Source organism: Arthrobacter sp. Cza30 (genome assembly GCF_059090765.1).
On record NZ_JBNHGA010000009.1, the window covers coordinates 18,013 to 43,664 of the forward strand.

At 71.3% G+C, this 25,652-nt stretch carries 27 protein-coding genes; 4 read left to right on the forward strand and 23 right to left on the reverse strand.

The window, feature by feature from the left end; all coding sequences use genetic code 11:
• Nucleotides 1-40 precede the first annotated feature (40 nt).
• The 8 genes from AC5RVZ_RS26610 to infC all read right to left on the reverse strand — a co-directional run bounded on the left by AC5RVZ_RS26610 (nucleotide 41) and on the right by infC (nucleotide 5,806).
• Nucleotides 41-958: an amino acid ABC transporter permease gene (locus tag AC5RVZ_RS26610; RefSeq protein WP_494068627.1), complete on the reverse strand. Its 918-nt coding sequence runs from the start codon at nucleotides 956-958 to the stop codon at nucleotides 41-43.
• Nucleotides 955-1,611, reverse strand: a complete 657-nt coding sequence (locus tag AC5RVZ_RS26615) for an amino acid ABC transporter permease (RefSeq protein WP_494068628.1) — start codon at nucleotides 1,609-1,611, stop codon at nucleotides 955-957. The genes AC5RVZ_RS26610 and AC5RVZ_RS26615 overlap by 4 nt, the downstream gene beginning before the upstream one ends.
• 78 nt (nucleotides 1,612-1,689) lie before the next feature.
• A complete protein-coding gene (locus tag AC5RVZ_RS26620) occupies nucleotides 1,690-2,601 on the reverse strand; it encodes a glutamate ABC transporter substrate-binding protein (protein ID WP_494068629.1) in 912 nt (303 codons plus the stop codon).
• 64 nt (nucleotides 2,602-2,665) lie between these two features.
• Nucleotides 2,666-3,385, reverse strand: a complete 720-nt coding sequence (locus tag AC5RVZ_RS26625; protein ID WP_494068881.1) for an amino acid ABC transporter ATP-binding protein — start codon at nucleotides 3,383-3,385, stop codon at nucleotides 2,666-2,668.
• Nucleotides 3,386-3,542: 157 nt separating this feature from the next.
• Nucleotides 3,543-4,346 carry a TrmH family RNA methyltransferase gene (locus AC5RVZ_RS26630; protein WP_494068630.1) on the reverse strand — a complete coding sequence of 268 codons (804 nt, stop codon included), beginning with the start codon at nucleotides 4,344-4,346 and terminating at the stop codon, nucleotides 3,543-3,545.
• A gap of 109 nt (nucleotides 4,347-4,455) precedes the next feature.
• Nucleotides 4,456-4,839, reverse strand: coding sequence for a 50S ribosomal protein L20 (gene rplT / locus AC5RVZ_RS26635; protein WP_494068631.1), 384 nt, complete (start codon nucleotides 4,837-4,839; stop codon nucleotides 4,456-4,458).
• Nucleotides 4,840-4,871: 32 nt separating this feature from the next.
• Entirely contained in the window at nucleotides 4,872-5,066 is a 195-nt protein-coding gene (rpmI, locus tag AC5RVZ_RS26640) for a 50S ribosomal protein L35 (protein ID WP_494068632.1), read from the reverse strand.
• 71 nt (nucleotides 5,067-5,137) lie between these two features.
• Nucleotides 5,138-5,806: a translation initiation factor IF-3 gene (infC, locus tag AC5RVZ_RS26645; protein ID WP_494068633.1), complete on the reverse strand. Its 669-nt coding sequence runs from the start codon at nucleotides 5,804-5,806 to the stop codon at nucleotides 5,138-5,140.
• A 226-nt stretch (nucleotides 5,807-6,032) separates the two neighbouring features.
• Between infC and AC5RVZ_RS26650 the strand changes: the two genes are divergently transcribed.
• A complete protein-coding gene (locus AC5RVZ_RS26650; RefSeq protein WP_494068634.1) occupies nucleotides 6,033-6,449 on the forward strand; it encodes a DUF1844 domain-containing protein in 417 nt (138 codons plus the stop codon).
• Here AC5RVZ_RS26650 and AC5RVZ_RS26655 read toward each other — a convergent pair.
• The 7 genes from AC5RVZ_RS26655 to AC5RVZ_RS26685 all read right to left on the reverse strand — a co-directional run bounded on the left by AC5RVZ_RS26655 (nucleotide 6,442) and on the right by AC5RVZ_RS26685 (nucleotide 12,310).
• The gene (locus AC5RVZ_RS26655) at nucleotides 6,442-7,869 is read right to left on the reverse strand and encodes a pyridoxal phosphate-dependent decarboxylase family protein (protein WP_494068635.1); all 1,428 of its coding nucleotides are present in this window, start codon (nucleotides 7,867-7,869) and stop codon (nucleotides 6,442-6,444) included. The genes AC5RVZ_RS26650 and AC5RVZ_RS26655 overlap by 8 nt on opposite strands.
• Nucleotides 7,870-7,958: 89 nt before the next feature.
• Entirely contained in the window at nucleotides 7,959-8,744 is a 786-nt protein-coding gene (locus AC5RVZ_RS26660; protein WP_494068636.1) for an SseB family protein, read from the reverse strand.
• Entirely contained in the window at nucleotides 8,728-9,474 is a 747-nt protein-coding gene (gene priA / locus AC5RVZ_RS26665; RefSeq protein WP_494068637.1) for a bifunctional 1-(5-phosphoribosyl)-5-((5-phosphoribosylamino)methylideneamino)imidazole-4-carboxamide isomerase/phosphoribosylanthranilate isomerase PriA, read from the reverse strand. Before priA ends, AC5RVZ_RS26660 begins: the two co-directional genes overlap by 17 nt.
• Before the next feature lie 54 nt (nucleotides 9,475-9,528).
• On the reverse strand, nucleotides 9,529-10,194 hold the full coding sequence (hisH, locus tag AC5RVZ_RS26670; RefSeq protein ID WP_494068638.1) for an imidazole glycerol phosphate synthase subunit HisH: 666 nt from the start codon (nucleotides 10,192-10,194) through the stop codon (nucleotides 9,529-9,531).
• Nucleotides 10,191-10,799, reverse strand: a complete 609-nt coding sequence (hisB, locus tag AC5RVZ_RS26675) for an imidazoleglycerol-phosphate dehydratase HisB (protein WP_494068639.1) — start codon at nucleotides 10,797-10,799, stop codon at nucleotides 10,191-10,193. The genes hisH and hisB overlap by 4 nt, the downstream gene beginning before the upstream one ends.
• Nucleotides 10,796-11,890, reverse strand: a complete 1,095-nt coding sequence (locus AC5RVZ_RS26680; RefSeq protein ID WP_494068882.1) for a histidinol-phosphate transaminase — start codon at nucleotides 11,888-11,890, stop codon at nucleotides 10,796-10,798. Before AC5RVZ_RS26680 ends, hisB begins: the two co-directional genes overlap by 4 nt.
• 48 nt (nucleotides 11,891-11,938) lie before the next feature.
• Entirely contained in the window at nucleotides 11,939-12,310 is a 372-nt protein-coding gene (locus tag AC5RVZ_RS26685) for a LysM peptidoglycan-binding domain-containing protein (RefSeq protein WP_494068640.1), read from the reverse strand.
• A gap of 259 nt (nucleotides 12,311-12,569) precedes the next feature.
• Here AC5RVZ_RS26685 and lexA point away from each other — a divergent pair, with 259 nt between their 5' ends.
• Nucleotides 12,570-13,250 (forward strand): transcriptional repressor LexA, encoded by a 681-nt coding sequence (lexA, locus tag AC5RVZ_RS26690; RefSeq protein ID WP_494068641.1) that lies wholly within the window; start codon nucleotides 12,570-12,572, stop codon nucleotides 13,248-13,250.
• Nucleotides 13,251-13,253: 3 nt separating this feature from the next.
• On the opposite strand, the gene metE is transcribed toward lexA, so the two are convergent.
• Together metE and AC5RVZ_RS26700 are read right to left on the reverse strand one after the other, a co-directional pair.
• Nucleotides 13,254-15,590: a 5-methyltetrahydropteroyltriglutamate--homocysteine S-methyltransferase gene (metE, locus tag AC5RVZ_RS26695; RefSeq protein WP_494068642.1), complete on the reverse strand. Its 2,337-nt coding sequence runs from the start codon at nucleotides 15,588-15,590 to the stop codon at nucleotides 13,254-13,256.
• Complete coding sequence (locus AC5RVZ_RS26700; protein ID WP_494068643.1) at nucleotides 15,587-16,546, reverse strand: methylenetetrahydrofolate reductase; 960 nt, start codon at nucleotides 16,544-16,546, stop codon at nucleotides 15,587-15,589. The genes metE and AC5RVZ_RS26700 overlap by 4 nt, the downstream gene beginning before the upstream one ends.
• A 213-nt stretch (nucleotides 16,547-16,759) precedes the next feature.
• Here AC5RVZ_RS26700 and AC5RVZ_RS26705 point away from each other — a divergent pair, with 213 nt between their 5' ends.
• Nucleotides 16,760-18,691, forward strand: coding sequence for a S9 family peptidase (locus AC5RVZ_RS26705; RefSeq protein ID WP_494068644.1), 1,932 nt, complete (start codon nucleotides 16,760-16,762; stop codon nucleotides 18,689-18,691).
• Between the two features lie 58 nt (nucleotides 18,692-18,749).
• On the opposite strand, the gene hflX is transcribed toward AC5RVZ_RS26705, so the two are convergent.
• Nucleotides 18,750-20,267 (reverse strand): GTPase HflX, encoded by a 1,518-nt coding sequence (gene hflX, locus AC5RVZ_RS26710; protein WP_494068645.1) that lies wholly within the window; start codon nucleotides 20,265-20,267, stop codon nucleotides 18,750-18,752.
• A 104-nt stretch (nucleotides 20,268-20,371) separates the two neighbouring features.
• Between hflX and AC5RVZ_RS26715 the strand changes: the two genes are divergently transcribed.
• Nucleotides 20,372-21,019 (forward strand): class I SAM-dependent methyltransferase, encoded by a 648-nt coding sequence (locus tag AC5RVZ_RS26715; RefSeq protein WP_494068646.1) that lies wholly within the window; start codon nucleotides 20,372-20,374, stop codon nucleotides 21,017-21,019.
• A 19-nt stretch (nucleotides 21,020-21,038) separates the two neighbouring features.
• Here AC5RVZ_RS26715 and dapF read toward each other — a convergent pair whose 3' ends face one another.
• Genes dapF through AC5RVZ_RS26740 form a run of 5 tightly spaced genes read right to left on the reverse strand, consistent with a single transcriptional unit; the run spans nucleotide 21,039 to nucleotide 25,651 of the window.
• On the reverse strand, nucleotides 21,039-21,911 hold the full coding sequence (dapF, locus tag AC5RVZ_RS26720) for a diaminopimelate epimerase (protein WP_494068647.1): 873 nt from the start codon (nucleotides 21,909-21,911) through the stop codon (nucleotides 21,039-21,041).
• 55 nt (nucleotides 21,912-21,966) lie between these two features.
• Nucleotides 21,967-22,386, reverse strand: a complete 420-nt coding sequence (locus AC5RVZ_RS26725) for a GNAT family acetyltransferase (RefSeq protein ID WP_494068648.1) — start codon at nucleotides 22,384-22,386, stop codon at nucleotides 21,967-21,969.
• Between the two features lies 1 nt (nucleotide 22,387).
• Complete coding sequence (gene miaA / locus AC5RVZ_RS26730) at nucleotides 22,388-23,332, reverse strand: tRNA (adenosine(37)-N6)-dimethylallyltransferase MiaA (protein WP_494068649.1); 945 nt, start codon at nucleotides 23,330-23,332, stop codon at nucleotides 22,388-22,390.
• A complete protein-coding gene (gene miaB / locus AC5RVZ_RS26735; RefSeq protein ID WP_494068650.1) occupies nucleotides 23,329-24,879 on the reverse strand; it encodes a tRNA (N6-isopentenyl adenosine(37)-C2)-methylthiotransferase MiaB in 1,551 nt (516 codons plus the stop codon). The genes miaA and miaB overlap by 4 nt, the downstream gene beginning before the upstream one ends.
• Before the next feature lie 52 nt (nucleotides 24,880-24,931).
• Nucleotides 24,932-25,651, reverse strand: coding sequence for a regulatory protein RecX (locus AC5RVZ_RS26740; protein ID WP_494068651.1), 720 nt, complete (start codon nucleotides 25,649-25,651; stop codon nucleotides 24,932-24,934).
• Nucleotide 25,652: the final 1 nt, after the last annotated feature.

Below are 25,652 nucleotides of genomic sequence, written 5' to 3' on the forward strand. Positions count from 1 at the left end.
GAGACGAGTCTACCGACGGCCGATGCCGCTCCCCGCCGCGTCAGAGGGTGCCGCCTCCGGCGTCGTGCCTGCCCGCGCCCCGCTGCGCCACGATGAGCTCGGTGTCGGTCACTTCCTGCGTGGGCTGGTTGGCCTCGGCGACCCGGGCGGTCTTCGCGGAGCGGCGCAGACGCCGCTCCACCACGGTCGCCACCATCGACAGGAGCAGACACAGCGCGATGTAGATCGCGCCCATGAGGATCGTCGCGGGGACGATCGGCGAGCCGAGGGTCGCCTGCGACCCGATGAACCGGGCGTAGAACAGCAGCTCGGGGTACGTGATGATGAAGCCGAGCGCCGTGTCCTTCAGCGTCACCACGAGCTGCGCGATGATGACCGGCATCATGGCGCGGATGGCCTGCGGCAGCAGGATGAGCCGCATGACGCCGGCCTTGCGCAGTCCGAGCGCATACCCGGCTTCCCTCTGGCCGCGCGGCAGCGACTCCACGCCCGCGCGGATGACCTCGGCGAGGACCGACCCGTTGTACGCGATCAGTGCGATGACCACGGCCCAGTAGGGCTCCATGCGGATCCCCAGCACGGGCAGGCCGTAGTAGAGGAGGAACATGAAGATCAGGACCGGCACCGCTCGCAGCACCTCGACGACCGCGCCGACCGGGATGCGGATCCACGCGTGGTCGGACAGCCGCCCGATCGCCAGGACGAAGCCGAGGACGAGCGCACCCACGGCCGCCACCGCGAAGGCGCCGAGCGTGCGCAGCAGTGCCTGCCCGACTTGGAGCCACACGTTGGTGTACGTGAACGCCGACCACTTCTGGGCCGTGAACTGTCCGGTCGCGGCCAGCCGCCACACGAAGAAGCCGACGACCGCGAGGACGACGACGATGGTGATCGCGCCGAGGATGCGGTTGCGGATGACGGCACGAGGTCCGGGGACGTCGTAGAGGACGCTGCTCATCGGGCCACCTTCCAGCGGTTCTCGAGCGATCGCTGGGCCCAGGACAGCAGAAGGACCATCGCGACGAAGATGGCCATGACCCACAGGATGACCACGAACTGGTTCTCACCCCGCTCGCTCAGGTAGTTGCGGATCGATCCGAGGTTCACCACCGAGAAGCCGGCGGCCACGGTGGTGTTCTTCAGCAGGGCGATGAACACGCTCATCATCGGGGGGATGACGGATCGAAAGGCCTGCGGCAGTACGACCAGGCTCATCACCTGTCCGAAGGTCAGCCCGAGCGCGCGGGCCGCCTCGGCCTGCCCCACCGGGACGGTGTTGATTCCCGAGCGGATCGTCTCGGCGACGTAGGTGGCGGTGTAGATGCCCAGCGCGCAGATCGCGAGGGTCAGCGACACCGGCGCGGTCAGGCGCAGCCCCAGCAGCGGCGGCAGGGCGAAGGCGAAGGCGAAGAAGACGAGTGTCAGCGGAGTGTTGCGCACGGTGTTGACGTACACCGAGCCGACGGCGCGGGCGATGGGGATGGGCGAGACGCGCATGGCGCCGACGATCGTGCCCAGGATCAGTGCCAGCAGACCGCCGGCGAAGAACAGCACGAGCGTGCCGACAAGGGTCTCCCACCACAGGTCGATGTTGTCGGTGATGACGCCCATGCGTCTCCTTCCGCGCGGTTCAAGTGCAGGTGATCGGATGCCGGGGGCGGCGCGGCAGGCGCGCCGCCCCCGATCCGCTTACTGGTCGACCTCGGGCTGTTCGCCCTCGATCCCCGCCGGAGCGAGGTGCTGCTCGAACAGGGCGCTCCACACGTCGTTGCCGTCGGTGAACAGGCCGTTGATGTGGTCCTTCAGGGCCGTGTCACCCTTGGCCAGGCCCACGCCGTAGCGCTCCTCGCTGAACGGCTCGCCCGCGATCTTGAGCGCGTCGGGCTCGAGCGCCACGTAGCCGGCGAGGATCGCCTCGTCGGTCGTGATGGCGTCGACGGCCCCGGCCTTCAGCTGCTCGACGCACTGCGAGTACGTGTCGTACTCGACGGTGTCGCCGGGGCTGTACTCGTCACGGATGCGCTGCAGCGGCGTGGAGCCGGTGACCGAGCAGACGATCTTGCCCGCGAGGTCGTCGGGGCCGTTGATGTCCTCGTTGTCGGCGGCGACCAGCAGGCCCTGACCGGTGATGAAGTAGGGGCCCGCGAAGTCGATCTGCTCCTTGCGCGCGTCGGTGATCGAATACGTGCCGACGTAGTAGTCGATATCGCCGTTCACGATCGCCTGCTCGCGGTTCGCGGACGGGATCGTCTGGTACTCGATCTGGTCCTCGTCGAAGCCGAGCGACGCCGCGATCCAGCGCGCGATGTCGACGTCGAAGCCGGTGCGCTCGCCCGTCGTCGCGTCCTCGAAGCCGAGACCGGGCTGGTCGTTCTTGACGCCGACGATGACCGAGCCGCGCTCGGTCATCGTGTCGAAGGTGGGGCTGCCCTCGAGCGAGACGTCGGTCGCGACCTCCCACAGCGCCTCGTCGCCGCCGGTCTCTCCGCCGCCGTCTCCGCCGGTGCCGGGGCTCGTCGGGGAGCCGCTGTTGCACGCCGTGAGCGCCAGCGCGGCGAGCGCGATGCCGGCCATGGCGCCGGCGATGCGTGTTCTGCGCATGTGATCCTCCTGGGTTTCGTATGCGTCTTGTTCTCCGCCGCGCCCGGTGCAAGGCGCGGAGGTCTCAGTGCGTCAGGAGCTTCGAGAGGAAGTCCTTGGCGCGATCGCTCTTGGGGTCGGTGAAGAACTCCTCGGGGGTGGCCTCTTCGACGATCTGGCCGTCGGCCATGAAGACCACCCGGTCGGCGGCCTTGCGGGCGAACCCCATCTCGTGGGTCACGACGATCATCGTCATGCCGCTCTGCGCAAGCCCGACCATGACGTCGAGCACCTCGTTGATCATCTCGGGGTCCAGCGCGCTCGTGGGCTCGTCGAAGAGCATGACTTTGGGCTGCATCGCCAGGGCGCGCGCGATCGCGACGCGCTGCTGCTGACCGCCGGACAGCTGTGCGGGCAGCTTCGCCGCCTGCTGTGCCACTCCGACGCGCTCGAGCAGCGTCCTGGCCTCCCGCTCGGCGTCGGCCTTCTTCATGCCCTTGACCTTGATCGGCCCCAGGGTGACGTTGTCGAGGATCGACAGGTGGGCGAACAGGTTGAACGACTGGAAGACCATGCCGACATCCGCGCGCAGCGCCGCGAGGGCCTTGCCCTCTTTGGGCAGCTCGCGGCCGTCGATGCTGATGCGACCGCTCGTGATCGTCTCGAGGCGGTTGATGGTGCGGCACAGCGTCGACTTGCCCGATCCGGAGGGACCGATCACGACGACCACCTCGCCGCGGTTGACGGTGAGGTTGATGTCCTTCAGGGCTTGGAAGTCGCCGTAGTGCTTCTGCACGTCCTCCATCACGACCAGCGGCTCTCCGCGTCGCACATCGATGTTGGACGTCTTCGGCGCGGAACCGGCATCAGGCGTCGTCATAGAGGTCTACCCTACCGACGCGGGGATCCCTCCACCCGCCGCCGCCGTGCGGCTTTACCGATCTGTAACAGGCCGCGGCAGGTCACGCCGTCGCGGCGCGCTGGGCGAACGCCGTCTCGTAGAGGCAGACGCTCGCCGCAGTGGCCAGGTTGAGCGATTCGGCGGCGCCGTAGATGGGCAGGCGGAGCGCCAGATCGGCGAGGGCGAGGGCGTCGTCGTCGAGCCCGCGCGCCTCGTTGCCGAACAGCCACGCCGTCGGCTCCGCGAGCACGTCGCGGGACGCGACGAAGTCGTCCCCGCCGACGTCCGCGGCGATGACCCGGACTCCGACCGCGTGCGCTCGCTCCACCGCGGTGGCGAGGTCGACGCCGACCGCGACGGGAAGGTGGAACAGCGATCCGGTCGTGGCTCGAACCACCTTCGGGTTGTACGGGTCCACGGTCCGCCCGGTCAGGACGACGGCATCCGCTCCCGCGGCATCGGCGGCCCGGATGATCGTGCCGAGGTTGCCGGGGTCGCGCACCTCCTCGCAGATCGCCACCAGGCGCGGCGAAGCGGCGAACACGTCGCGGACCGACGTGGGCGACTGCCGGGCGACGGCGACGATGCCCTGCGGTGTGACCGTGTCGGCCATGGCGTGGAGGACGTCCTCGGTCGTGAAGACCACCTCGACCCCGGCATCGCGGGCCGCGTCGCGCACGTCGGTGTGCTTGTCGAGAGCCGTGGGAGTGGCGAACACCTCCACCAGCGTCTCCGGCTTGTAGGCGAGCGCCTCGCGAGCGGCCTGCGGCCCTTCGAGCAGGAACAATCCCGTCTCCTGGCGGGCGCTGCGTTTGGTGAGCTTCGCGACGGCGCGGACGCGCGGAGAGCGAGGGTTCTCGAGCACGGATTCAGTCTAGGCTGGCCCCTCCTCCGGCCCTGCGCGGCACGGTTCCGAGGACGGCGAAAGGGGCGCCCTCCGTGCGGAGGACGCCCCTTTCGGCGGAGAGGCTCTGTCAGGCGCTCTTGGGAGCGTTGACGTTCTCGGGCAGCGCGCCCTTGGCGGTCTGCACCAGCGAGGCGAACACGGCCGGCTCGTTCACGGCGAGCTCGGCGAGCATGCGGCGGTCGACCTGCACGCCTGCCAGGCCCAGGCCCTGGATGAAGCGGTTGTACGTGATGCCGTTCTGGCGGGCAGCGGCGTTGATGCGCTGGATCCACAGACGGCGGAAATCGCCCTTGCGCTTGCGGCGGTCGCGGTACGCGTAGACGAGCGAGTGGGTGACCTGCTCCTTCGCCTTGCGGTACAGACGCGAACGCTGGCCGCGGTAACCCGAGGCGCGTTCGAGGATGACGCGACGCTTCTTGTGGGCGTTGACGGCCCGCTTGACTCTTGCCATTTCGTTTCGTTCCTAACTGCGGTCGGCGCGCGTCAGCGGCCGAGGAGCTTCTTCGCGACCTTGGCGTCGCCCGGGGCGAGGATTTGGTCCTGCGACAGGCGGCGGGTGCGGCGCGTGGGCTTGCCCTCGAAGTTGTGACGCAGGTTGGCCTGCTGCTTCATGAGCTTCCCGCTGCCGGTGACCTTGAAGCGCTTCTTGGCGCCCGAATGGGTCTTCTGCTTCGGCATCTTCTCTTCCTTCGTTTCACTTCCCGCACAGGCGGGAGTCTCAACCCGCTGACGCGGGAGTTCTGGGGGCCTTACTCGGCGGGAGCCGCCTCGGCATCCGCCTCGGCTGCGCCCGGTCCGCCGTTGCGTGCGGAGCGGGCGGCTTCCTTGTTCGCGGCGCGCTGAGCGTTCTGCTCGGTCTTCACCTCGGACTTGTTCTTGTGCGGTGCGATCACCATGGTCATGTTGCGGCCGTCGATCGTCGGGTTCGACTCGACGGTTCCGAACTCGGCCACATCCTCGGCGAACTTGCGCAGCAGCCGCACGCCCTGCTCGGGACGCGACTGCTCGCGGCCGCGGAACAGGATCATGGCCTTGACCTTGTCGCCGGCCTTGAGGAAGCCCTCGGCGCGCTTGAGCTTCGTCGTGTAGTCGTGGGCCTCGATCTTCAGGCGGAACCGCACCTCCTTGAGGACGGTGTTCGCCTGATTGCGACGCGCTTCCTTGGCCTTCTGCGCGGCCTCGTACTTGAACTTGCCGTAGTCCATGATCTTGACCACGGGAGGCTTCGAGTTGGGGGCCACCTCGACGAGATCGAGGTCGGCCTCCTGCGCCAGGCGCAGCGCCACCTCGATGCGGACGACGCCGACCTGCTCTCCGTTCGGGCCGACGAGGCGGACCTCGGGCACGCGGATGCGGTCGTTGGTGCGGGGATCGCTGATGCGGAGCTCCTTGGGTTGCGGCTGGTGACACCGCGACACGGGGTGCGTCGCGGGCGGAGAGAGACTCGATCCACCCGCACGACGCTGGAGACGCCGGCTTCGGGCACCCTTTTCCGCTTCCGCGGCGACCCCGGCCGTGGAACGGTCGGGGCGGAGTGCGTGACCCGGTAGCCTGGAGCGGCAAGCGCGGGTGGGATTCGATCCTCTTTCCGCTCCGGGGCGCAGGACGCACCGGAGACCGCACAAGTCTAGCAGAGAGAACGGCGTGGACACGATTCGAGACGACGAGGGCGGCACGAGCGGCCCGACGAACGAGGACGCCGAGCGCCACGCCCGCTGGGAGGCTCAGGAGGAGGCCGCGGCGTCGGCATCCCGCGACATCGCCGATGTCCCCGCCGTCGAGGTGATCACCACCACGGCCGTGCACCTGCTCAGCGCCGCAGCGGTCAAGGTCGGGCTGGCCGACGATCCGGCCACCCAGACGGACCTGGATGAGGCCCGCAAGCTCATCAACGCCCTCGCCGGTCTCATCACCGCCGGTGCGCCGGAGATCAGCGACATGCACGCGCGGTCGCTGCGCGACGGCCTGCGTTCAGTGCAGCTGGCGTTCCGCGAGGCATCGGTCATCCCCGACCCCATCGGGCAGGGCCCCGGCGAGAAGTGGACCGGCCCGGTCACCTGACCCGGATGCCGACCTCGGCCGCGCCGCGCGCCACGGCGTCGACGGTGCGCTGCACCGCCTCGGCGTCGGTGCCGTAGTTGCTGACGGCGAAGCGGACCACGGTGCGCCCGCGCCACGTCGACGAGGACGCCCACACGGTGCCCTCGGCGCGCAGCCACTCCCCCAGCGCCGCCGTCGCGGCGTCGTCGCCGGCGGCGAGGCACACCTGCGTGAAGACGACGTCGTTGAGCACCTCGAGTCCCGGGATCGACCGGAACCCGTCGGCCAGCGCGCCGGCCGCCTCGGCGAGGCCGTCGACCAGAGCGATGACCCCGCCTCGACCGAGGGCCCGTAGCGCCGCCCACACCGGCACACCGCGCGCCCGTCGCGAGAGCTCCAGCACGTGGTCGTACGGGTCGGCGACGTTCGCCACCTCCGGGAGATACTCGGCGTGCGCGCCCAGTGAGGCCGACATCGCCGCCTCGTCGCGGACGATCGCCACGCCGCAGTCGTAGGGCACGTTGAGCGTCTTGTGCGCATCGGTCGCCCACGAGTCGGCCCCTTCGACGCCCTCCACCAGGTGGCGCAGCCGCGGACTCGCGGCCGCCCACAGCCCGAAGGCGCCGTCGACGTGGACCCACGCGTCGGCATCGTGGGCGATCTCGACGGCGGCGCGGAAGTCGTCGAAGGTCCCCGAGTGCACGTCGCCGGCCTGCAGCGCGACGATCGTCGGTCCGTCGTCGTCGGCGAGCGCCTCGTCGAGGGCGCGGACGTCGATGTTCCCTTGCCGGTTCGCCCTGACCTTGATGGGGATGCCCAGCCCGCTGACCCGCCCGGAGAGCACCACCGACGTGTGCACGGACTCTCCTGCCAGGAACCGGATGCGCGGACCGCCCTGGACGCCGGTGCGGGCATCGTGGCGGTGCTGGCGCAGCACCGCGTCGCGTGCGACGACGAGGCACGACAGGTTCGCACTGGTCGCACCGGTGGCGAAGCCGACGCCGCTGTCGGACGGCAGCCCGAGAAGGTCCAGCAGCCAGCGCGCGGCGACCTCCTCGACGGCGGCGGTCGCCGGCGTCGGCTGCCGGGAGCCCGTGTTCTGATCCCATGCCGATACGAGCCAGTCCGCGGCGAGGGCCGCCGGATACGTCCCGCCGATCACGAAGCCGTAGAACCGCGGGGACCCCATCGCCATCAGTCCGGGCCGTGCCGCCTCCGCCAGCTCGTCCACGACCGCCTCCGGGTCCAGGCCCTCGTCGGGCAGCTGCTCCGGCAGCCGCTGCACGATCCCATCCGCATCCGCGTCGGGGCGCACCGGGCGGTCCCGCACCTCGTCCAGCCACGCCACCGCGTGCCGGTGCGCCGCCTCGAGCGCGCGGCGGTACTGCCCTTCGACCGCCGTCGCGGACGCCGTCGCGCCGATCCCCGTGCCGTCTCCCATGGCACACCTCCGCGGAGCCGATCATCCGCCGCGGATCGCGTCGCCGCAAGCCCTCCGCCTCGCTGCCGGCGAGGACGTCCGAGGAGGGCTCAGGCGCGGACGAGCTTGACCGTGAGGGAGTCGACGAGGACCGCGATGCGATCGTCGGCGGCCCAGCGTTTGGCCAGTCGGGCGAGCACCGCGTCGAGGGCGTCCTGTTCGAGCCCCTGCATGAGGTGCAGACGCACCACGAGCTCGGGGCCGCGCAGTCGCGCGTCGGGGTCTCCGGCCTCGACAGTCAGGTCGATGACCGACAGCTCCCCGCCGATGCTCTCGTGCAGCCCTGCCACGACCTCCGGCGAGAGGAAGCTGGGCTCCCACGGCTGCCCCTGCCCGATCGCCCAGACGGCGGGGCGCCGCAGCACGAACTCGGTCGGCGACCCGGGATCGATCACGATGAGGTCGGTGTCGTCCGCCGCGGCCGCCAGAGCGGTGCGCACACCGGGCGCCGGAACCGGCCGCGCCGAGGCATCCCACGCGCGCATCGTGTCCACCGATGTGAACACCGGGAGCACTCGTCGACCGTCCGGCGCCGCCACGGTGACGATCGACAGCTCCTGCGTCTTGTCGACCTCGAGACCGTGCGCGCCGATGCCATGGTCGCCCTTCTCGGCGACGAGCGGGATCAGCAGGCGGGCCCGGCGGTACGCGTCCACCACGGCGCGCTGGCTGCCCGTTCCGGCGCGGAAGTCCAGCAGCGCGGCCAGCAGGGCCGGATCGGCCGAGCCGTCATCGGCGGCGTGGGGGTTCTCGTGGAAGCTGCGGCCCGCCCAGGGGACGCCCGCGGAGTCTCCCCCCGCGTCGTGCCCGTGCGGGTCGTCAGCCTCCGGCGACATCCAGTGCCTCGGCGAGCGTGAAGGCGCCGGCGTACAGCGCCTTGCCGACGATGGCGCCCTCGACGCCGAGCGGCACCAGGTCCCGCAGCGCCGCGATGTCATCGAGACTCGAGACCCCGCCCGACGCGACGACGGGCTTGGGCGTGCGGGCGGTGAGCTCGCGCAGGAGCTCCAGGTTCGGTCCCTTCAGCGTGCCGTCCTTCGTGACGTCGGTCACGACGTACCGGCTGCAGCCGGCCGCTTCCAGACGCTCCAGGACGGTCCAGAGATCCCCGCCCTCGCGGGTCCACCCGCGCGCGGCGAGCGTGGTGCCGCGCACGTCGAGCCCGACGGCGATCACGTCGCCGTACCGCCCGATGACGTCCGCCGCCCACTCCGGATTCTCCAGCGCCGCCGTGCCGAGGTTGATGCGGGCGGCGCCGCTCTCCAGCGCGGCTTCGAGCGTGCGATCGTCGCGGATGCCGCCGGAGAGCTCGACCTGCACGCCCTTGACCTGCCGGATGACACGCCGCAGCACTCCCGCGTTGCTGCCGCGCCCGAAGGCGGCGTCGAGGTCGACCAGGTGGATCCACTCGGCGCCCTGACGGGCGAAGTCCTGCGCGGCGTCGACGGGGTCGCCGTAGTTGGTCTCGGTCCCCGCCTCCCCCTGCGTCAGGCGCACCGCCTTGCCGTCGGCGACATCGACGGCAGGCAGCAGGACGAGCTTGGGCGTGGACGCGAAATCGTTCATGGCTCCTCGTGCGGGAAGGTCACGGGAACGAATGCTCCCGCCGTTGGCACGATCTCAGAGAGTAGCCCTGGCGAGCCCGCCGATCCAATTGGACAGCAGCCGGATGCCGGCATCCCCGGATTTCTCGGGGTGGAACTGCGTCGCCGACAGCGGGCCGTTCTCGACCGCGGCGAGGAACGGCGTGCCGTAGGTGCACCACGTGAGGACGGGCTTCGGGAAGGGCGGCTGCACGTCGAGCTGCCACTGCTGGACGCCGAACGAGTGAACGAAGTAGAACCGCTCCCCCTCGAGGCCGCGGAAGAGCCGCGACCCCTCGCCGGCATCGACGGTGTTCCAGCCCATGTGCGGGAGCACCGGCGCATCGAGCTCGGTGACGGTGCCGGGCCACTCGCCGAGCCCTTCGGTGTCCACGCCGCGCTCGACACCCCGCTCGAAGAACACCTGCATGCCGACGCAGATGCCCAGGACCGGTCGACCTCCCGCGAGGCGCCGCTCGATGAGCTCGTCGCCCCTGCTCTCGCGCAGGGCGTCCGCGACGGCCTGGAAGGCGCCGACGCCGGGGACGACGAGGCCGTCCGCCTCGAGCACGAGTCCGCGGTCCGATGTCAGTCGGGCATCCGCCCCCGCCGCTGCCAGTGCCTTGACGGCGGAGTGGACGTTGCCGGACCCGTAGTCCAGGACGGCGACGACGGGCTTGGAGCCGGCCGACTCGGGCGTCACAGCGCCCCCTTCGTGCTCGGGATGCCCTCGACGAGCGGATCGAGGGCCTTGGCCTGACGGAAGGCGCGTGCGAAGGCCTTGTACTCCGCTTCGGCGATGTGGTGCGGGTCGCGGCCGGACAGCACGCGGACGTGGACGGTCAGCGCCGCATTGAACGAGATCGCCTCGAAGGTGTGCCGCACGAGCGAACCGGTGAAGTGGCCGCCGATGAGGTGCTGCTCGAAACCGACCGGCTCACCGGTGTGCACGAGGTACGGGCGCCCGCTGATGTCGACGACGGCCTGAGCGAGCGCCTCGTCCAGGGGGACGAGCGCATCGCCGTAGCGGGAGATGCCGGACTTGTCGCCGAGCGCCTCCCGGATGGCCTGCCCGAGGACGATCGAGATGTCCTCGACGGTGTGGTGCGCGTCGATGTCGGTGTCGCCCGACGCGCGGACGGTGAGGTCGGTCAGGGAGTGCTTGGCGAAGGCCGTCAGCATGTGGTCGAAGAACGGCACCGTCGTGTCGATGCGACTGCGGCCGGTGCCGTCCAGATCGAGCTCGAGTTCGACGGTCGACTCGCTGGTCGCACGCCGCAGGGAGGCGGTTCGGGAGGCGGCGTTCATGCGGCCGATCCTACCGAGGCGAGGGCGTCGAGGAACGCCGTGGTCTCCTCCTCCGTGCCGGCCGTCACGCGGAGGTGGTGCGGGATGCCGACGTCGCGGATGAGCACGCCCCTGTCGTAGAGAGCGCGCCAGGTGGCCGCCGGCTGGTCGACTCCGCCGAACAGCACGAAGTTCGTCCACGACTCGTGGGCGGTGTAGCCGAGCGCTTCGACCGTGGCTGAGATGCGGTCGCGCTGGGCGACGATCTCCTCCACCATCCGCAGCATGACGGGCGCGTGCCGAAGGGCTGCCGACGCGGCAGCCTGCGTCAGCGCGCTCAGGTGATACGGCAGCCGCACCAGGCGCAGGGCGTCGATGACGGCCGGGTCCGCGGCGAGGTAGCCCACGCGTGCGCCGGCGAACGCGAACGCCTTGCTCATGGTGCGCGACACCACCAGCCGCTCGCGACCGGGCAGGAGCGTCAGCGCGGACCGCTCCTCGCGGGGCGCGAACTCGAAGTACGCCTCGTCGACGATCACGATGCCGCGGCTCGCTTCGTACACCGCCTCGATGACGTCCAGTCCCACCGGGGTGCCGGTGGGATTGTTCGGCGAGCACAGGAACACCACGTCCGGCGCCGCGTCGGCGACCTGCGAGGCGGCATCCTCGGCGTCGATCGCGTAGTCGGCACCCCGCGTGCCGACCACCCACTCGGCGCCGGTCCCGCGGGTGAGGAGCGGATACATCGAATACGTCGGGCCGAAGCCGAACGCGGTCCGCCCGGGACCCGCGAACGCCTGGAGCAGGTGCTGGAGCACCTCGTTCGACCCGTTGGCCGCCCAGATCTGATCGCCTGTCAGACCGTGTCCGAGGTAGGTCGCGAAGCCCTCTCGCAGGGCGGTGAACTCGCGGTCGGGGTAGCGGTTGACGTCGCGCAGGGCGAGCGCGATGGAGTCCAGGATGTCGTCCGCGACCTCCTGCGGAACGGGGTGGGTGTTCTCGTTGACGTTCAGAGCGACCGGCAGCGGCGCCTGCGGGGCGCCATACGGCTGCTGGCCACGCAGGTCCGCGCGGAGGGGAAGGTCATCGAGGCGTGCACTCACCCCTCCCATCGTAGATGCGCTCACGCTCACCATCGCCGCGTCGGCGACCGGCGATGCTCACCGCCCGCGCGCGTATTCTGCCGGGATCGCGAGGCTCTCGCCGGCGACGAGGGTGACGCCGTCGAGCGCGTTCAGGCGCACGACCGCGTCGACCACGTCGCGCGGGTCGCTGGCAGGGGCGATCTCTTCCGCGATCGACCACAGCGTGTCACCCGGGGCGACGGTGATGATCTCGAACGAACCGGCCGGCGCCCCGTCGTCACGCGTCGCCAGGGCCGCGCCGCCGCTGATCACGGCGGCGCTGAGGGCGACGGCGGCGGGCAGCGCCGCGAGCGCCGCCAGCACGCGGCGTCCGCGGGTGGTCAGGCGCAGCCGGGTGACCGTGCGGGTCGCCGGCAGGACGGGCGTCGAGATGCCGATCGCGGTCATGTCAGCCTCCAGTTCCGGAAGAGATCCGCATTCCCGGCTCGGCCGGGAGCCGGGAATGCGAACCTGTGTTCCGAAGTTATCTTCGATCGTCTGATGTGTCAAGGAACCGCCGGGGCGGTGTTGTATCGAACACGACACGCGGCCGAGGTCATTCCCTCCGACGCTGGATGCGGATACGGTTTCGATACGAGAACCCCACCACGGGCCTCCGACATTCGAAGAAACAGCGCTCACCGAGAGCGCGGGACGGGAGCCGGATATGACCGACGCGACCGCGCGTGACAAGCCCCAGACGCGGCGACGCAGGAGCCTGAGCGACAAGCAGCTCGCGATCCTCGAGGTCATCCAGCGCTCGATCGCCCGGCACGGCTACCCGCCGAGCATGCGCGAGATCGGCGACGCGGTCGGGCTCAAGTCGCTCTCCAGCGTCACCCACCAGCTCAATCAGCTCGAGCTCAGCGGCTACCTCCGGCGCGACGCCGGCAAGACGCGCGCGATGGAGGTGCTCATCGACCTGCCCGGCACCGCGGCCGAGAACCCCGCCGACACCGCTCCTGCTGTCGGCGACGCGGCCCTGGTGCCGCTGGTGGGCCGCATCGCCGCCGGCGTGCCGATCACCGCCGATCAGCAGATCGAGGAGATCTTCCCGCTGCCGCGGCAGCTCGTGGGCAAGGGCGATCTGTTCATGCTCAAGGTGGCAGGCGATTCCATGATCGACGCGGCGATCTGCGACGGCGACTGGGTCGTCGTCCGATCGCAGGCGACCGCCGAGAACGGCGACATCGTCGCCGCGATGCTCGACGGCGAGGCCACCGTCAAGACGCTGCGCCAGCGTGACGGGCACACGTGGCTGCTGCCGCGCAACTCGGCGTTCGAGCCGATCCTGGGCGACGACGCCGTCGTCCTCGGCAAGGTCGTGGCGGTGCTGCGCGCCGTCTGAGGCTCAGACGGCGGCCGCCACCCGCTCGCGGATGCCGCTCGCGGCCTGGACCATGTGCCGCAGCGATGACACCGTCTCGTCGTAGCCCCGCGTCTTCAGCCCGCAGTCGGGATTGACCCACACCTGGCGCAGGTCGAGGTCGTCGACGGCGCGACCGAGCAGCTCGGAGATCTCGTTCACCGACGGCACCCGCGGCGAGTGGATGTCGTAGACACCGGGCCCGATGCCGTGGGAGAAACCCGCCGCGGCGATGTCGCCGATCACCTCACCGCGACTGCGCGCGGCCTCGATCGAGGTGACGTCGGCATCCAGTCCCGCGACGGCGTCGATGACGACGTCGAACTCGGAGTAGCACAGGTGCGTGTGCACCTGCGTGCCCGGGCGGGCACCGGCCGTCGCCAGGCGGAACGAGCCGACCGACCATGCGAGGTAGTCGGGCTGATCCGCCGCCTTGAGCGGCAGCAGCTCGCGCAGCGCGGGCTCGTCGACCTGGATGACGCGGATCCCGGCCTGCTCGAGGTCGGCGATCTCGTCGCGCAGCGCGAGCGCCACCTGGTTCGCCGTCTCCGCGAGCGGCTGGTCGTCACGGACGAACGACCACGCGAGGATGGTCACAGGCCCGGTCAGCATGCCCTTCATCGGCTTGTCGGTGAGCGACTGGGCGTACGCGGACCACGCCACGGTGATCGGCGCCGCACGCGACACGTCCCCCCACAGGATCGACGGCCGGGTGGCACGCGAGCCGTACGACTGCACCCAGCCGTTGCGGGTGACCGCGAACCCGTCGAGGTGCTCGGCGAAGTACTGCACCATGTCGTTGCGCTCGGGCTCACCGTGCACCAGGACATCGAGCCCCAGTTCCTCCTGCAGCGCCACGACGCGCGCGATCTCGTCGCGCAGGAAGCCCTCGTACTGCTCGGTGGTGAGCTCTCCGCGGGCGTGGCGTGCGCGCGCGCGCCGGATGTCGCCGGTCTGCGGGAAGGAGCCGATGGTCGTGGTGGGAAGCACCGGGAGCGGCAGCGCCTCCTCCTGCGCGGCCGCGCGGACCCCGTATGGGCCACGGTCGAAGTCCGACGCGTCAAGACCCGCGGCGCGGCGGCGGACGGCTCCGTCCGCGACCCCGGGCGCGGAGCGGCGGTCCGAGAGCGCAGCCGACGCCGCGGCCACCTCCGCCTCGATGACGTCCCGGCCGCGCCGCAGTCCGACGGCGAGAGTGGCGATCTGACCGACCTTCTGGTCGGCGAAAGCAAGCCAGGACCGCAGGCGGCCCTCGAGCGCCGGCTCGTCGTCGACATCGTGAGGGACGTGCTGCAGGGAGGTCGAGGTGCCCGCCGCGATCCGGTGTGCGCCGAGCGACTGCAGCGCAGCCAGGCGCCGCCACGCCGCCTCCAGGTCGCCACGCCACACGTTCCGCCCGTCGATCACTCCCCCGACGACCGTCTTGCTCTCCAGTCCCGGCACCGACGCGGGGACCGAACCGCGTGCGAGGTCGATCGCGACGGCCTCGATGGGCGCCGCCGCGAGTGTGCTCCATGACTCCGCGGACAGCTGCGCATAGCCCGCTGCGACGAGCACCGACGGGCGGCCGGGCGCCGAGCCGAGCGCGTGGTAGGCGCGTGAGGCGGCGTCGGCGAGCTCGGCCGGGGTGTTCCGCAGGGTCTCGCTCACGAGCGCGGGTTCGTCCAGCTGCACCCACTGGGCTCCCGCGTCGGTGAGCGCCGCGAGCAGCCCGGCGTACACCGGGAGGACGTCATCGAGCCTGCTCAGCGGATCGAATCCCGCAGGCGCGGCATCCGTCGGCTTGGCGAGGGCGAGGAGCGTGACGGGCCCTACGAGCACAGGCCGGACCGTGAAGCCGTCGGCCGTCGCCTCCGCGACAGCGCGGGCGAGGCGGTCGCTGGAGAGCGAGAAGGCCGTCTCGGGGCCGATCTCGGGGACGAGGTAGTGGTAGTTGGTGTCGAACCACTTCGTCATCTCCAGCGGCGCGTGATCGGCGGTGCCGCGCGCGGCCGCGAAGTACGCGCGCAGCCCCACGCTCCCGTCGGCCTCGCGCAGGTCCTGGAACCGCTCCGGGAGGGCGCCCACCGAGGTCGCCGCGTCGAGCACCTGGTCGTAGAGCGAGAACGATTCCGGGATGGCGGAGTCCGACCGTCCCAGCCCGAGCGCCGCCAGACGCTCGCGCGTCACCCGCCGCAGCTGGGAGGCGGTGGCGGCGAGCCGGGCCTCGTCGGCGTCACCGGCCCAGTGCGCTTCGAGCGCGCGCTTGAGCTCACGGCGACGCCCGATACGCGGGTAGCCGAGGATCGTGCCCGAGGGGAAGGCGGGAGAGGTGACGGTCATCGCGGGAGCTCCTTGTGCAGAGGTCGGTCGAGCAGGCCGGCTTCGCGGAGCACCGCGAGCACCGTGTCGTGGTTGTTGAAGGCGTACAGGTGGATACCGGGTGCTCCTCCGGCGAGCACCTCGCGCACCAGGCGCGACGCGTGGGCGACGCCGACCTCGCGCTGGCCCTCGGCCGCCGGCTCGATCTCGAGCGCGATCGAGAGCTCGGAGGGCAGCGGCTCGCCCGTCAGCTCGAGGACCCGGCGCAGCCGCGCGGGCGAGGTGATGGGCATGATGCCCGGGATGATCGGCATGGTGACCCCGGCCCCGCGTGCGCGCTGCACGAACGAGAGGTAGTCGTCGGCGTGGAAGAACAGCTGCGTGATGGCCATCGTCGCACCGGCGGCCTGCTTGGCCAGGAGCGCTTCGACGTCATCGCCGGCACGGCGCGAGCGCGGATGCCCGTTGGGGAAGGCCGCGACGGCGATGTCCACACGCCGTCGCCGCTCGACCCGCACCGCGCCCGGCACGCCTGGGATCGGCGCCTCGGTGTACGGTGACCGCTCCGCCTGCACGCGGTCGATGAGCTGGACGAGCTGGGCGGCGCTCTCCAGGTCGCCGAGGAACCGGTCGTCCTCCGAGCTGCCCGTCGGCGGGTCCCCCCGCAGGGCGAGGAAGCTCGTGATGCCGGCATCCAGGAACTCGCGGATCAGGGCCGTCGCGCCCGGGTACGTGTTGCCGACGCAGGTCAGATGAGCCAGCGGCTCGACGTGCGTCTCGTGCAGGATATGGGTCAGCAGCTGCAGCGAGCGCCCGCCGGTCGAGCCGCCCGCGCCGTACGTCACGGAGATGAACCGCGGATCCACTTCGGCCAGCCGGCGGATCGTCTCGTGCAGGGCGGGGAACCCCGCTTCGGATCGCGGCGGGTACACCTCGAACGAGATCGGCACCGGTGGTGTGCTCAGGTCGATCGGCATGTGCGCTTCTCGGGTCGGGGACGGACGGAGGCCGGGGCGGCCGCGGCACCGCGGGAGCGCCGTCATACGGCGGGCGGTGGCATCGCGGGCGGGTGCCGGGCTCGGCTGTCGCTCCGTGCCCGGCGCGAGAGCCGGGCGACGATGGCACCACGCTAGCGCAGCGCCCGCGCGGCGTCGGGCGTGTGACCTTCTGTTTCGACGTAGCGTGGGAGCGTGACGACCTCCCCCGTGCGCACCGTCCCGTTCGGCTCGTGGCCCTCTCCCATCTCGGCGTCCGCCGTCTCGAGCGCGTCGCCGCGGCTCGACGGCGCGCGGTTCGTCGGGGACGAGGTGTGGTGGGGCGAGTCGGTGCCCGCGGAGGGCGGGCGCACGACCGTGCGGCGGCGCACGGGTGCGGGGCTCGTCGAGGACCTGATCGCGGCGCCCTGGAACGCCCGCTCCCGCGTGCACGAGTACGGCGGCGGGTCGTGGACGGCCACCGACCAGGGCCTCCTGCTCTTCGTCGAGAAGACCGATCAGCGCGTGTGGCTGGTGGAGCCGGGCACCGCGCCCCGCGCCCTGACGCCGCAGGGCGGGGATTTGCGCTTCGGCGGTCTCACGTGGGAGCACGGCCGGCTCCTGGCGGTGCGCGAGGCGCACCGGGACGCCAGGACGCCGGTGCGCGACATCGTCGAGATCCCCGTCGACGGCTCGGCCGCGCAGGACGCCGCGGGCATCGTGTCGCTCGCCGGCGGAAGCGACTTCGTCGCGCAGCCCGCGCTCTCGCCCGACGGAACGCACCTGGCGTGGATCGCCTGGAACCACCCGCACATGCCGTGGGATCGGGCCGAGCTGCGTGTCGGGCGTATCGAGGACGGCGGCGTCGTGGCTGCGATGACCGTCGCCGGAGGCGACAGCTCGCCCCTGCAGCCGGTCTGGACGGATGCCGACACCCTGCTCTACGCCGACGACCCCACCGGACGGTGGAACCTGTGGCGCGCCCGGCTGGGCGGCGAGGTGAGCGAGCTCGTGGCGCCCGCGGACGCCGACACCGGCGGAGCCCTCTGGGGCCTCGGATCGCGCTGGTACGGAGCGCTTCCGGACGGCCGCATCCTCGCGGCGCGCACGAACGGGTCGGACGCGCTCGTGCTGGTGCAGCCGGACGGTGCGGTCCGTCCCGTGCCGATCGATGCGGTGAGCGGCATCACGGTGGAGGAGGTCCGCGGCACGCGAGCGCTGGTGTCGGGGGCGGGCGCCGCCGGCGCCGGCCTGTGGCAGCTCGATCTCGATCGCCCGGATGCCACCACTTCCGTCGCCGGTGCCGGCCTGCCGTGGGGAGCGGAATGGATGCCGCGCGCGCGTCCCGTGACGACGGCGGGACCGCACGGCCCCGTGCATGCGTTCGACTACCCGCCGACGAATCCGGCCGTGACCGGCCCCGCCGGCGAACGGCCGCCGTACATCGTCTTCGTGCACGGCGGGCCCACCGACCACGTCGGGGGTGCGGCATCCGGGAAGATCGCGTACTTCACCAGCCGCGGCATCGGCGTGCTGGACGTCAACTACGGCGGTTCCACGGGGTACGGCAGGGCCTACCGCGAGCGCCTGCTCGGGCAGTGGGGCGTGGTCGACGTCGACGACGTCGTCGCGGCGGCACGCGGGCTCGCCGAGGCGGGGGTCGCCGACCCGCGGCGGCTGGCCATCGCCGGAGGATCCGCGGGCGGCTGGACGGTGCTCTGCGCGCTCACGCGGTCGGACGTCTTCGGCGCCGGCATCAGCCGCTACGGCGTCGCCGATCTGCGGATGCTGGCCGCCGACACGCACGATTTCGAGGCGCGCTACCTCGACGGCATGGTCGGTCCGCTGCCGGAGGCGGAGGAGCTGTACATCGAACGGTCACCGCTGTCGCATCTCGAGCGTCTTCGGACCCCGCTGCTGATCGAACAGGGGCTGGAGGATCTCGTCGTGCCACCGTCCCAATCCGAGGCCGTGAGGGACGCCCTCGCGCACAATGGCGTCCCGCACGCCTACCTGGTGTTCGAGGGTGAGGGGCACGGGTTCCGGCGGGCCGAGACCATCGTGCGGACCCTCGAGGCCGAGCTGGCCTTCCTCGGCCGGATCTTCGCCTTCGACACCCCGGGTGTGCCTCCGCTCGAGCTCGACTAGGAGCGGCGCGGGGCGTCACTTCTCCGCCCCGCGCTGCTCCCTGAGCGAGACGAAGCCGTCAGTGCGCGAACTCGGCGAGGCGCGATGCGAGATGCTCGCTGACCCTCGCGTGGATCGCGGTGCCGCCCTCCTGGTGCTCCTGCGACAGGATGATCCCCTGCTCGTGCACCGCCGATACGAGGTCGCCGCGGTCGTAAGGGACGAGCGCATGCACCTCGACGGCCGGAAGCGGCAGCGCCGCCTCGACCGCGACCCGGAGCTCGTCGATCCCCTCGCCGGTGCGCGACGACACGAAGATCGCCTTCGGCTCGAGGCCGCGCAGCACCAACCGCTCATCCTCGCCGATGAGGTCGGCCTTGTTGAAGACGACGAGCTCGGGGATGTCACGGGCTCCGACGTCGCCGATCACGTCGCGAACGGTCGCGAGCTGGGCGGCCGGGTCGGGGTGCGAGGCGTCGACGACATGCATGATGACGTCGGCTTCGCCGACCTCCTCGAGCGTGGACCGGAAGGCCTCGACGAGCTGGTGGGGCAGGTTCCGCACGAACCCGACGGTGTCGGTGAGGGTGTAGACCCGGCCGTCGCTGGTCTCGGAACGGCGCACCGTGGCATCCAGCGTCGCGAACAGCGCGTTCTCGACGAGGACGCCGGCGCTCGTGAGCCGGTTGAGCAGACTCGACTTGCCGGCGTTGGTGTACCCCGCGATCGCCACCGACGGCACGGTGTGGCGCTTGCGCTCCGCGCGCTTGGCGTCGCGCGCGGGTGCGAAGTCGCGGATCTGACGGCGCAGCTGCGCCATGCGGGTGCGGATGCGACGGCGGTCCAGCTCGATCTTCGTCTCACCGGGACCGCGCGAGCCCATACCCGCCCCGCCCGCGCCGACCTGGCCACCGGCCTGGCGGCTCATCGACTCACCCCAGCCGCGGAGCCTCGGCAGCAGGTACTCCAGCTGCGCCAGCTCCACCTGCGCCTTGCCTTCACGGCTCTTGGCGTGCTGGCTGAAGATGTCGAGGATCACCGTGGTGCGGTCGATGACCTTGACCTTCACGACGTCCTCGAGGGCGCGGCGCTGGCTGGCCGCCAGCTCGGTGTCGGCGATGACGGTGTCGGCGCCGACCGCTGCCACGATGTCACGGAGCTCCTCGGCCTTGCCGCGTCCGACGTACGTCGCCGGATCCGGGTGAGGCCGGCGCTGCAGCACGCCGTCGAGGACCACCGCGCCGGCGGTCTCGGCGAGGGCCGCGAGCTCGCGCAGCGAGTTCTCGGCATCCTCGGTCTCGCCCTGGGCATGCACGCCGACGAGCACCACGTTCTCCAGCCGCAGCTGGCGGTACTCGACCTCGGTGACGTCCTGAAGCTCCGTGGACAGGCCCGGCACGCGTCGCAGCGCCGCCCGCTCCTCACGGTCCCACTGCTCGCCGTCGGTCTCGACCCGTTCGATGGTGGATTCGTCCTGCAGTGCCTGGGCCGCCCCGAACACCCGCACACCCGAGCGTGCCTCCGCTCGCGCGAGCACGCGATCCACCGGGTCGACCGGCGTCTCGTCGGTGCTCGAGGGTGTTGTCGTATCCGTCATGTGTTCCTTTCGAGGATGCCTGCCGGTGTCGTCAGCGGCCGGTTCGAGGCATCCGTGGAGTCTAGCCTCCCTCGCCGGAAGGCTCTCCGCTAGGCTCGTTCGCCATGGGCAGCGACCACTACTTCAGTGCTTCGCCCGCCAGTCCCGAGAATCTCCGGCGCATCCGGGTCACTCTGGCCGGTCGCTCCGTCGAGGTGACGACCGCAGGCGGCGTGTTCAGTCCCGACCACGTCGACTCGGGAACCGGCGTGCTGCTGTCGAACACTCCCCCTCCCCCGCCGGGAGGGCACCTGCTCGACCTGGGATGCGGATGGGGTCCGATCGCCCTGAGCCTCGCCCTCGACGCGCCCCGCGCCACGGTGTGGGCGGTGGACGTCAACGAGCGCGCCCTGGACCTGGTGCGTCGCAACGCTGAGGCGCTCGGCCTCGACAATGTCAACGCCGCGCTGCCCGACGATGTTCCCGCCGGCATCCGATTCCGCACCATCCGTTCCAACCCCCCGATCCGCGTGGGGAAGAACGAGCTGCATGGACTCCTCGAGCGCTGGATTCCGCGGCTGGACGAGCGCTCGGACGCGTGGCTGGTGGTGCAGCGCAACCTCGGCTCGGATTCGCTGCAGCGCTGGCTGGCGGCGACGTTCGAGCACGGCTACAGCGTGTACCGTGCGGCCACGGGCCGCGGCTTCCGCGTGCTGAAGATCCGCCGGCACGGTTCGCCGCCGAGCGAGCCGATCGCCCTTCCCGAGCTCTGACCGGCCGCGTCGCGTCGGCTCAGGCGAGCGTGACCTCGCCCGAGTACACCAGCGTGGCCGGACCCGACAGGAGGACGTGGCGCTCCCCGTCGATCTGCGGCATGCGGACGCCCAGCGTGCCGCCGGGGACCTCCACCGACCACTGGTCGGGAGCTGCCGGACCCGCCCAGTGACGCACCGCGAGGGCCGCCGCAGCGACGCCGGTCCCGCAGCTGAGGGTCTCTCCGACGCCCCGTTCGAACACTCGCATGCGGATCGAGCCGACGCCGTCGCGCACGAGCGGGTCGGCGGGCACCACGAACTCGACGTTGGCCCCGTGCGGCGGCTCCGGGTGGATTTGGGGAACCGCGGTCAGGTCGAGTCCCTCGAGTTCGGCGATGTCAGGCAGCGCCACGACGACGTGAGGGTTTCCCACGTCGATCCCCAGGCCCGGGCGCGGCGCGCCGATGCCGCGTGCGCGCACGAGCACATCGGACTCGTCCACGATCCACGGCCCGAGGTCGACTTCGAGGCCGAGGTCGCTGCGCGTGACCGTCTTGATCCCCGCGCGTGTTCCCACCGGCAGCGGTCCGTCATCCAGCGTGGCCCAGCCCATCTCGGCGAGGTAGCGCACGAAGACGCGGACGCCGTTGCCGCACATCTCCGCCTTTGACCCGTCGGCGTTGCGGTAGTCCATGAACCACTCGGCTCCTGCGGCCGCCGCCTGAGCGCCCTCGTCGATCGCGCGTGAGCGCACCACGCGCAGGATGCCGTCGCCGCCGATCCCGAAGCGACGGTCGCACAGGACGGCGACCTGGTCGTCGGTGAGGTCCAGGGAACCGTCGGGATCGGGGACGATCACGAAGTCGTTGCCCGTACCGTGACCTTTTGTGAACGAGACGGTGCGCGGCATGCCTCCAGCTTACGGGCCGCGCGCGGCGCGCCCGGCGTGAAGCGACGCCGCGGGATCAGTCCTCGATGAGCCGCTTGCCGGTGGCCCAGATGTCGAAGGACTGGTAGCCGAGCCGATCGTAGAAGCCCTGGGCGATGGGGTTGTCCGGGCGCACCATCAGCTGCACCTTCGGGCATCCCATGTCGAGGAGGCGCTCCTCCGCGGCATCCACCAGCGCGCTCCCGATGCCCTCGCCGCGCCGTGCCGGGTCGCTTGCCAGGTAGTACAGCCATCCGCGGTGGCCGTCGTAGCCCGCCATGACGGTGCCCACGACCATCCCGTCGTCCTCGGCGACGAGGAACAGCTCACGCTGCACGGTGAGCTTGCGGGCGATATCGCGATAGGGGTCGTTCCACGGCCGGGTCAGCCCGGCGCTCTGCCAGAGGGAGACCACCATCTCGGTGTCCTTCTCCTCGAATGGGCGAATGCCGATCATGTCACTCCTCCTCGATCAGTGCGGCGGCCGGCTGCTGCGGACCGACCCAGCGGACGTCCTCGTACCGTTTGAACCACGAGACCTGACGCCGCGCGTACCTCCGGGTGAGGGCCTGCGTCTGCACGATCGCCTCCTCCTCCCCGATGTCGCCGGACAGCTGCGCGAGCGCCTGCGCATACCCGATGGCGCGACGGGCGGTGACGCCCTGCTCCAGGCCCTTCTCGCGCAGCGCCCGCACCTCGTCGAGGAGTCCGCTGCGCCACATCCCGAGGACGCGGGCGTCGAGCCGCGCGACGAGCTCCGCGCGCGGCACCGTGACCCCGATGACGGTGGTGGCCTCATGCCACAGCACGGGCGCGTCGGGAAGCGCCGCACCGTGCGTTGGCCGGCCCTGCTCCAGCACCTCCAGGGCCCGCACGACCCGACGCCCGTTCCGCGGGTCGATCCGGGACGCCGTCGCGGGATCGAGCTCCCGGAGGCGCGCGAAGAGGACACCCGGTCCCTCCTGCTCCAGCTGCGCTTCCAGCCGCTTGCGCCGTTCTTCGTCGCGTGGGGGGAAGCGGAAGTCGAACAGCACGGCCGAGACGTACAGTCCCGAGCCGCCGACGAGGATGGCGTCGGCCCCGCGGCGGTGGATCTGCGCGATGACGCGCCTTGCGGCGTCCTGATACCAGGCGACGGCCGCGTCCTCGGTCACCTCCAGCGCGTCGAACAGGTGATGAGGGATGCCACGACGGGCGTCCTCGGGCAGCTTCGCCGTGCCGATGTCCATGCCGCGGTACAGCTGCATGGCGTCGGCGTTGACGATCTCGGCGGCACGGCCCCGCGCCGCGAGCTGTTCGGCGAGGTCGAGCGAGAGCGCGGTCTTGCCCGTGCCGGTGGCGCCGACGACGGCCCACAGGCGCGGCGCCGCGCCGGGCGTGTGTGGGCCCCGCGCCGAGGTCACACGCCGATGCGGAGGGTCGGCAGGCCGAGCGAGACCGGACGCGGGGCGCCGGAAGCGGTCGCGGGCGACGGCACCGCGCACGACTCGGCGAGCGATCGGTCCCACGCGTCTCCGGAGCGGGTGCGCCGGATCCGCAGCGGCGCACCGTCCGGCGCATCGGCGAGGAGGTGGAATGGCGCGGCGTGCGTCACCACCACCGACACGACATCGCCCGGCCTGGGCGTCTCCGAGCCTTCGGGCACCTCGAAATGAACGAGCCGGTTGTCCTCGGCGCGGCCGGTGAGACGATGGGTCGAGGCATCCTTCTTGCCCTCGCCGGTCGATACCAGCACCTGCAGCTCACGGCCCAGCTGCTTCTGGTTCTCCTCGAGCGAGATGCGCTCCTGCAGTGCGACGAGCCGCTCGTAGCGCTCCTGCACGACATCCTTGGGCACCTGGTCGGGCATCGTCGCGGCCGGCGTCCCTTCGCGGATGGAGTACTGGAAGGTGAAGGCACTCGCGAACCGGGCCTGCTCCACGACGCGCAGCGTGTCCTCGAAGTCCTCGTCGGTCTCTCCGGGGAAGCCCACGATGATGTCGGTCGAGATCGCGGCGTGCGGGATCCTGGCCCGGACGCGGTCGAGGATGCCGAGGAAGCGCTCGCTGCGGTACGACCGGCGCATCGCCCGCAGGATGCGGTCGCTGCCCGACTGCAGCGGCATGTGCAGCTGCGGCATGACCGCAGGCGTCTCCGCCATCGCGTCGATGACGTCATCGGTGAAGGCGGCCGGGTGCGGGCTGGTGAAGCGGATGCGCTCGAGGCTGTCGATCTCGCCGGCCGCCCGCAGCAGCTTGCCGAACGCCTGCCGGTCGCCGAACTCGACGCCGTAGGAGTTGACGTTCTGACCGAGGAGGGTGACCTCGATGGCGCCGTCCTCCACGAGCAGGCGGATCTCGTTCAGGATGTCGCCGGGGCGACGGTCCTTCTCCTTGCCCCGCAGACTCGGGACGATGCAGAACGTGCACGTGTTGTTGCAGCCGACCGAGATCGACACCCAGCCGCTGTAGACGCTGTCGCGCTTGGTGGGAAGCGTCGAGGGGAACACCTCGAGCGATTCGAGGATCTCCAGCTCGGCCTCGCCGTTGTGCCGTGCCCGCTCGAGCAGGCTCGGAAGCGACCCCATGTTGTGGGTGCCGAAGACGACGTCGACCCATGGCGCCTTGTCGAGGACGGCCTGCTTGTCCATCTGCGCGAGGCACCCGCCGACGGCGATCTGCATGCCGGCGTGCTTGTCCTTGCGGGACTTCAGGTGCCCGAGGGTCCCGTACAGCTTGCCCGCGGCGTTGTCGCGCACGGCGCACGTGTTGATGACGACGACGTCGGCCTCCTCACCCGCTTCGGCACGGACGTAGCCGGCGCTCTCGAGCGAGCCTGACAGGCGCTCGGAGTCGTGGACGTTCATCTGACAGCCGAAGGTGCGCACCTCGTATGTGCGCGTGCGGCCGTCCGCGCCCAGCGCGGCCGGCGACGGCGCGATGAGCGTCGGTGAGGCGGAAGGGGAAGTCATGATTCCGTCATTCTACGAGCCGCGCCTGCGTCCGGTGGCCCGAGCGCAGCGGTCAGCGGAAGCGGACGCCCGACGCTCCGGAGCCGAGCTCATCCAAGGCCGCGCGCGCGGCGGTCATGGCCACCGAGCCCGGGTACCCGCGTCGTGCCAGCTGGCCCACGAGCCGTCGGACCGCGGTGTCGCGGTCGAGCGCCGCCATCCCGCGCGCCTTCGTGCGGGCGAACTCGAGCGCCCGGTCGGCGTCGTCGTCGGGCAGCGACGACAGCGCCGCGTCAGCGACGTCGCGGGGGATGCCCCGCTTGGCGAGCGTCTGGGCGATCGCACGGCGACCTTCGCCCTTTCTGGTGACAGCACTGTGGATGAGCTGCTCGGCGAGGTCGGCATCGCTCAGCCACCGCTTGCGCTCCAGATCCGCGATGAAGGCCGCAGCGGCCGCTCGGTCGACGCCGTCGGAGAGGAGCGACGAGGTCGCTTCGGCGACGGAGAGTCCGCGCGTGCGCAGCTTCTTGAGGACACGGTCGAACGCCGCGCGCTCGTCGCGTGCCGGCCCGGGCCCGTCGTCGTCGGGATCGGATCCGCTCGATCGATCGTCGGAGCGCGTCCGCGGCGCGCGCGCGTCTGCCACGTCGTCGTCCCACGTCGAGCGCCACATGGGCTCCGCGGACGTCGCACCGCTCTCGCGGGGACCGGCGCCGCCGAACAGCGGGATGACAGGGGCGAGGCCCTCGGAATCGGTGTTCCCGATCCGCCGGTCCTCACCCCCGCTCGTCATA

Coding starts and splice junctions, on each gene's coding strand:
- AC5RVZ_RS26610 (WP_494068627.1), bottom strand. CDS start 958: ATGAGCAGCGTCCTCTACGACGTCCCCGGACCTCGTGCCGTCATCCGC.
- AC5RVZ_RS26615 (WP_494068628.1), bottom strand. CDS start 1,611: ATGGGCGTCATCACCGACAACATCGACCTGTGGTGGGAGACCCTTGTC.
- AC5RVZ_RS26620 (WP_494068629.1), bottom strand. CDS start 2,601: ATGCGCAGAACACGCATCGCCGGCGCCATGGCCGGCATCGCGCTCGCC.
- AC5RVZ_RS26625 (WP_494068881.1), bottom strand. CDS start 3,385: ATGGAGGACGTGCAGAAGCACTACGGCGACTTCCAAGCCCTGAAGGAC.
- rplT (WP_494068631.1), bottom strand. CDS start 4,839: ATGGCAAGAGTCAAGCGGGCCGTCAACGCCCACAAGAAGCGTCGCGTC.
- rpmI (WP_494068632.1), bottom strand. CDS start 5,066: ATGCCGAAGCAGAAGACCCATTCGGGCGCCAAGAAGCGCTTCAAGGTC.
- AC5RVZ_RS26655 (WP_494068635.1), bottom strand. CDS start 7,869: ATGGGAGACGGCACGGGGATCGGCGCGACGGCGTCCGCGACGGCGGTC.
- AC5RVZ_RS26660 (WP_494068636.1), bottom strand. CDS start 8,744: ATGTCGCCGGAGGCTGACGACCCGCACGGGCACGACGCGGGGGGAGAC.
- priA (WP_494068637.1), bottom strand. CDS start 9,474: ATGAACGATTTCGCGTCCACGCCCAAGCTCGTCCTGCTGCCTGCCGTC.
- hisB (WP_494068639.1), bottom strand. CDS start 10,799: ATGAACGCCGCCTCCCGAACCGCCTCCCTGCGGCGTGCGACCAGCGAG.
- AC5RVZ_RS26680 (WP_494068882.1), bottom strand. CDS start 11,890: ATGGGAGGGGTGAGTGCACGCCTCGATGACCTTCCCCTCCGCGCGGAC.
- AC5RVZ_RS26685 (WP_494068640.1), bottom strand. CDS start 12,310: ATGACCGCGATCGGCATCTCGACGCCCGTCCTGCCGGCGACCCGCACG.
- lexA (WP_494068641.1), top strand. CDS start 12,570: ATGACCGACGCGACCGCGCGTGACAAGCCCCAGACGCGGCGACGCAGG.
- metE (WP_494068642.1), bottom strand. CDS start 15,590: ATGACCGTCACCTCTCCCGCCTTCCCCTCGGGCACGATCCTCGGCTAC.
- AC5RVZ_RS26700 (WP_494068643.1), bottom strand. CDS start 16,546: ATGCCGATCGACCTGAGCACACCACCGGTGCCGATCTCGTTCGAGGTG.
- hflX (WP_494068645.1), bottom strand. CDS start 20,267: ATGACGGATACGACAACACCCTCGAGCACCGACGAGACGCCGGTCGAC.
- AC5RVZ_RS26715 (WP_494068646.1), top strand. CDS start 20,372: ATGGGCAGCGACCACTACTTCAGTGCTTCGCCCGCCAGTCCCGAGAAT.
- dapF (WP_494068647.1), bottom strand. CDS start 21,911: ATGCCGCGCACCGTCTCGTTCACAAAAGGTCACGGTACGGGCAACGAC.
- AC5RVZ_RS26725 (WP_494068648.1), bottom strand. CDS start 22,386: ATGATCGGCATTCGCCCATTCGAGGAGAAGGACACCGAGATGGTGGTC.
- miaB (WP_494068650.1), bottom strand. CDS start 24,879: ATGACTTCCCCTTCCGCCTCACCGACGCTCATCGCGCCGTCGCCGGCC.
- AC5RVZ_RS26740 (WP_494068651.1), bottom strand. CDS start 25,651: ATGACGAGCGGGGGTGAGGACCGGCGGATCGGGAACACCGATTCCGAG.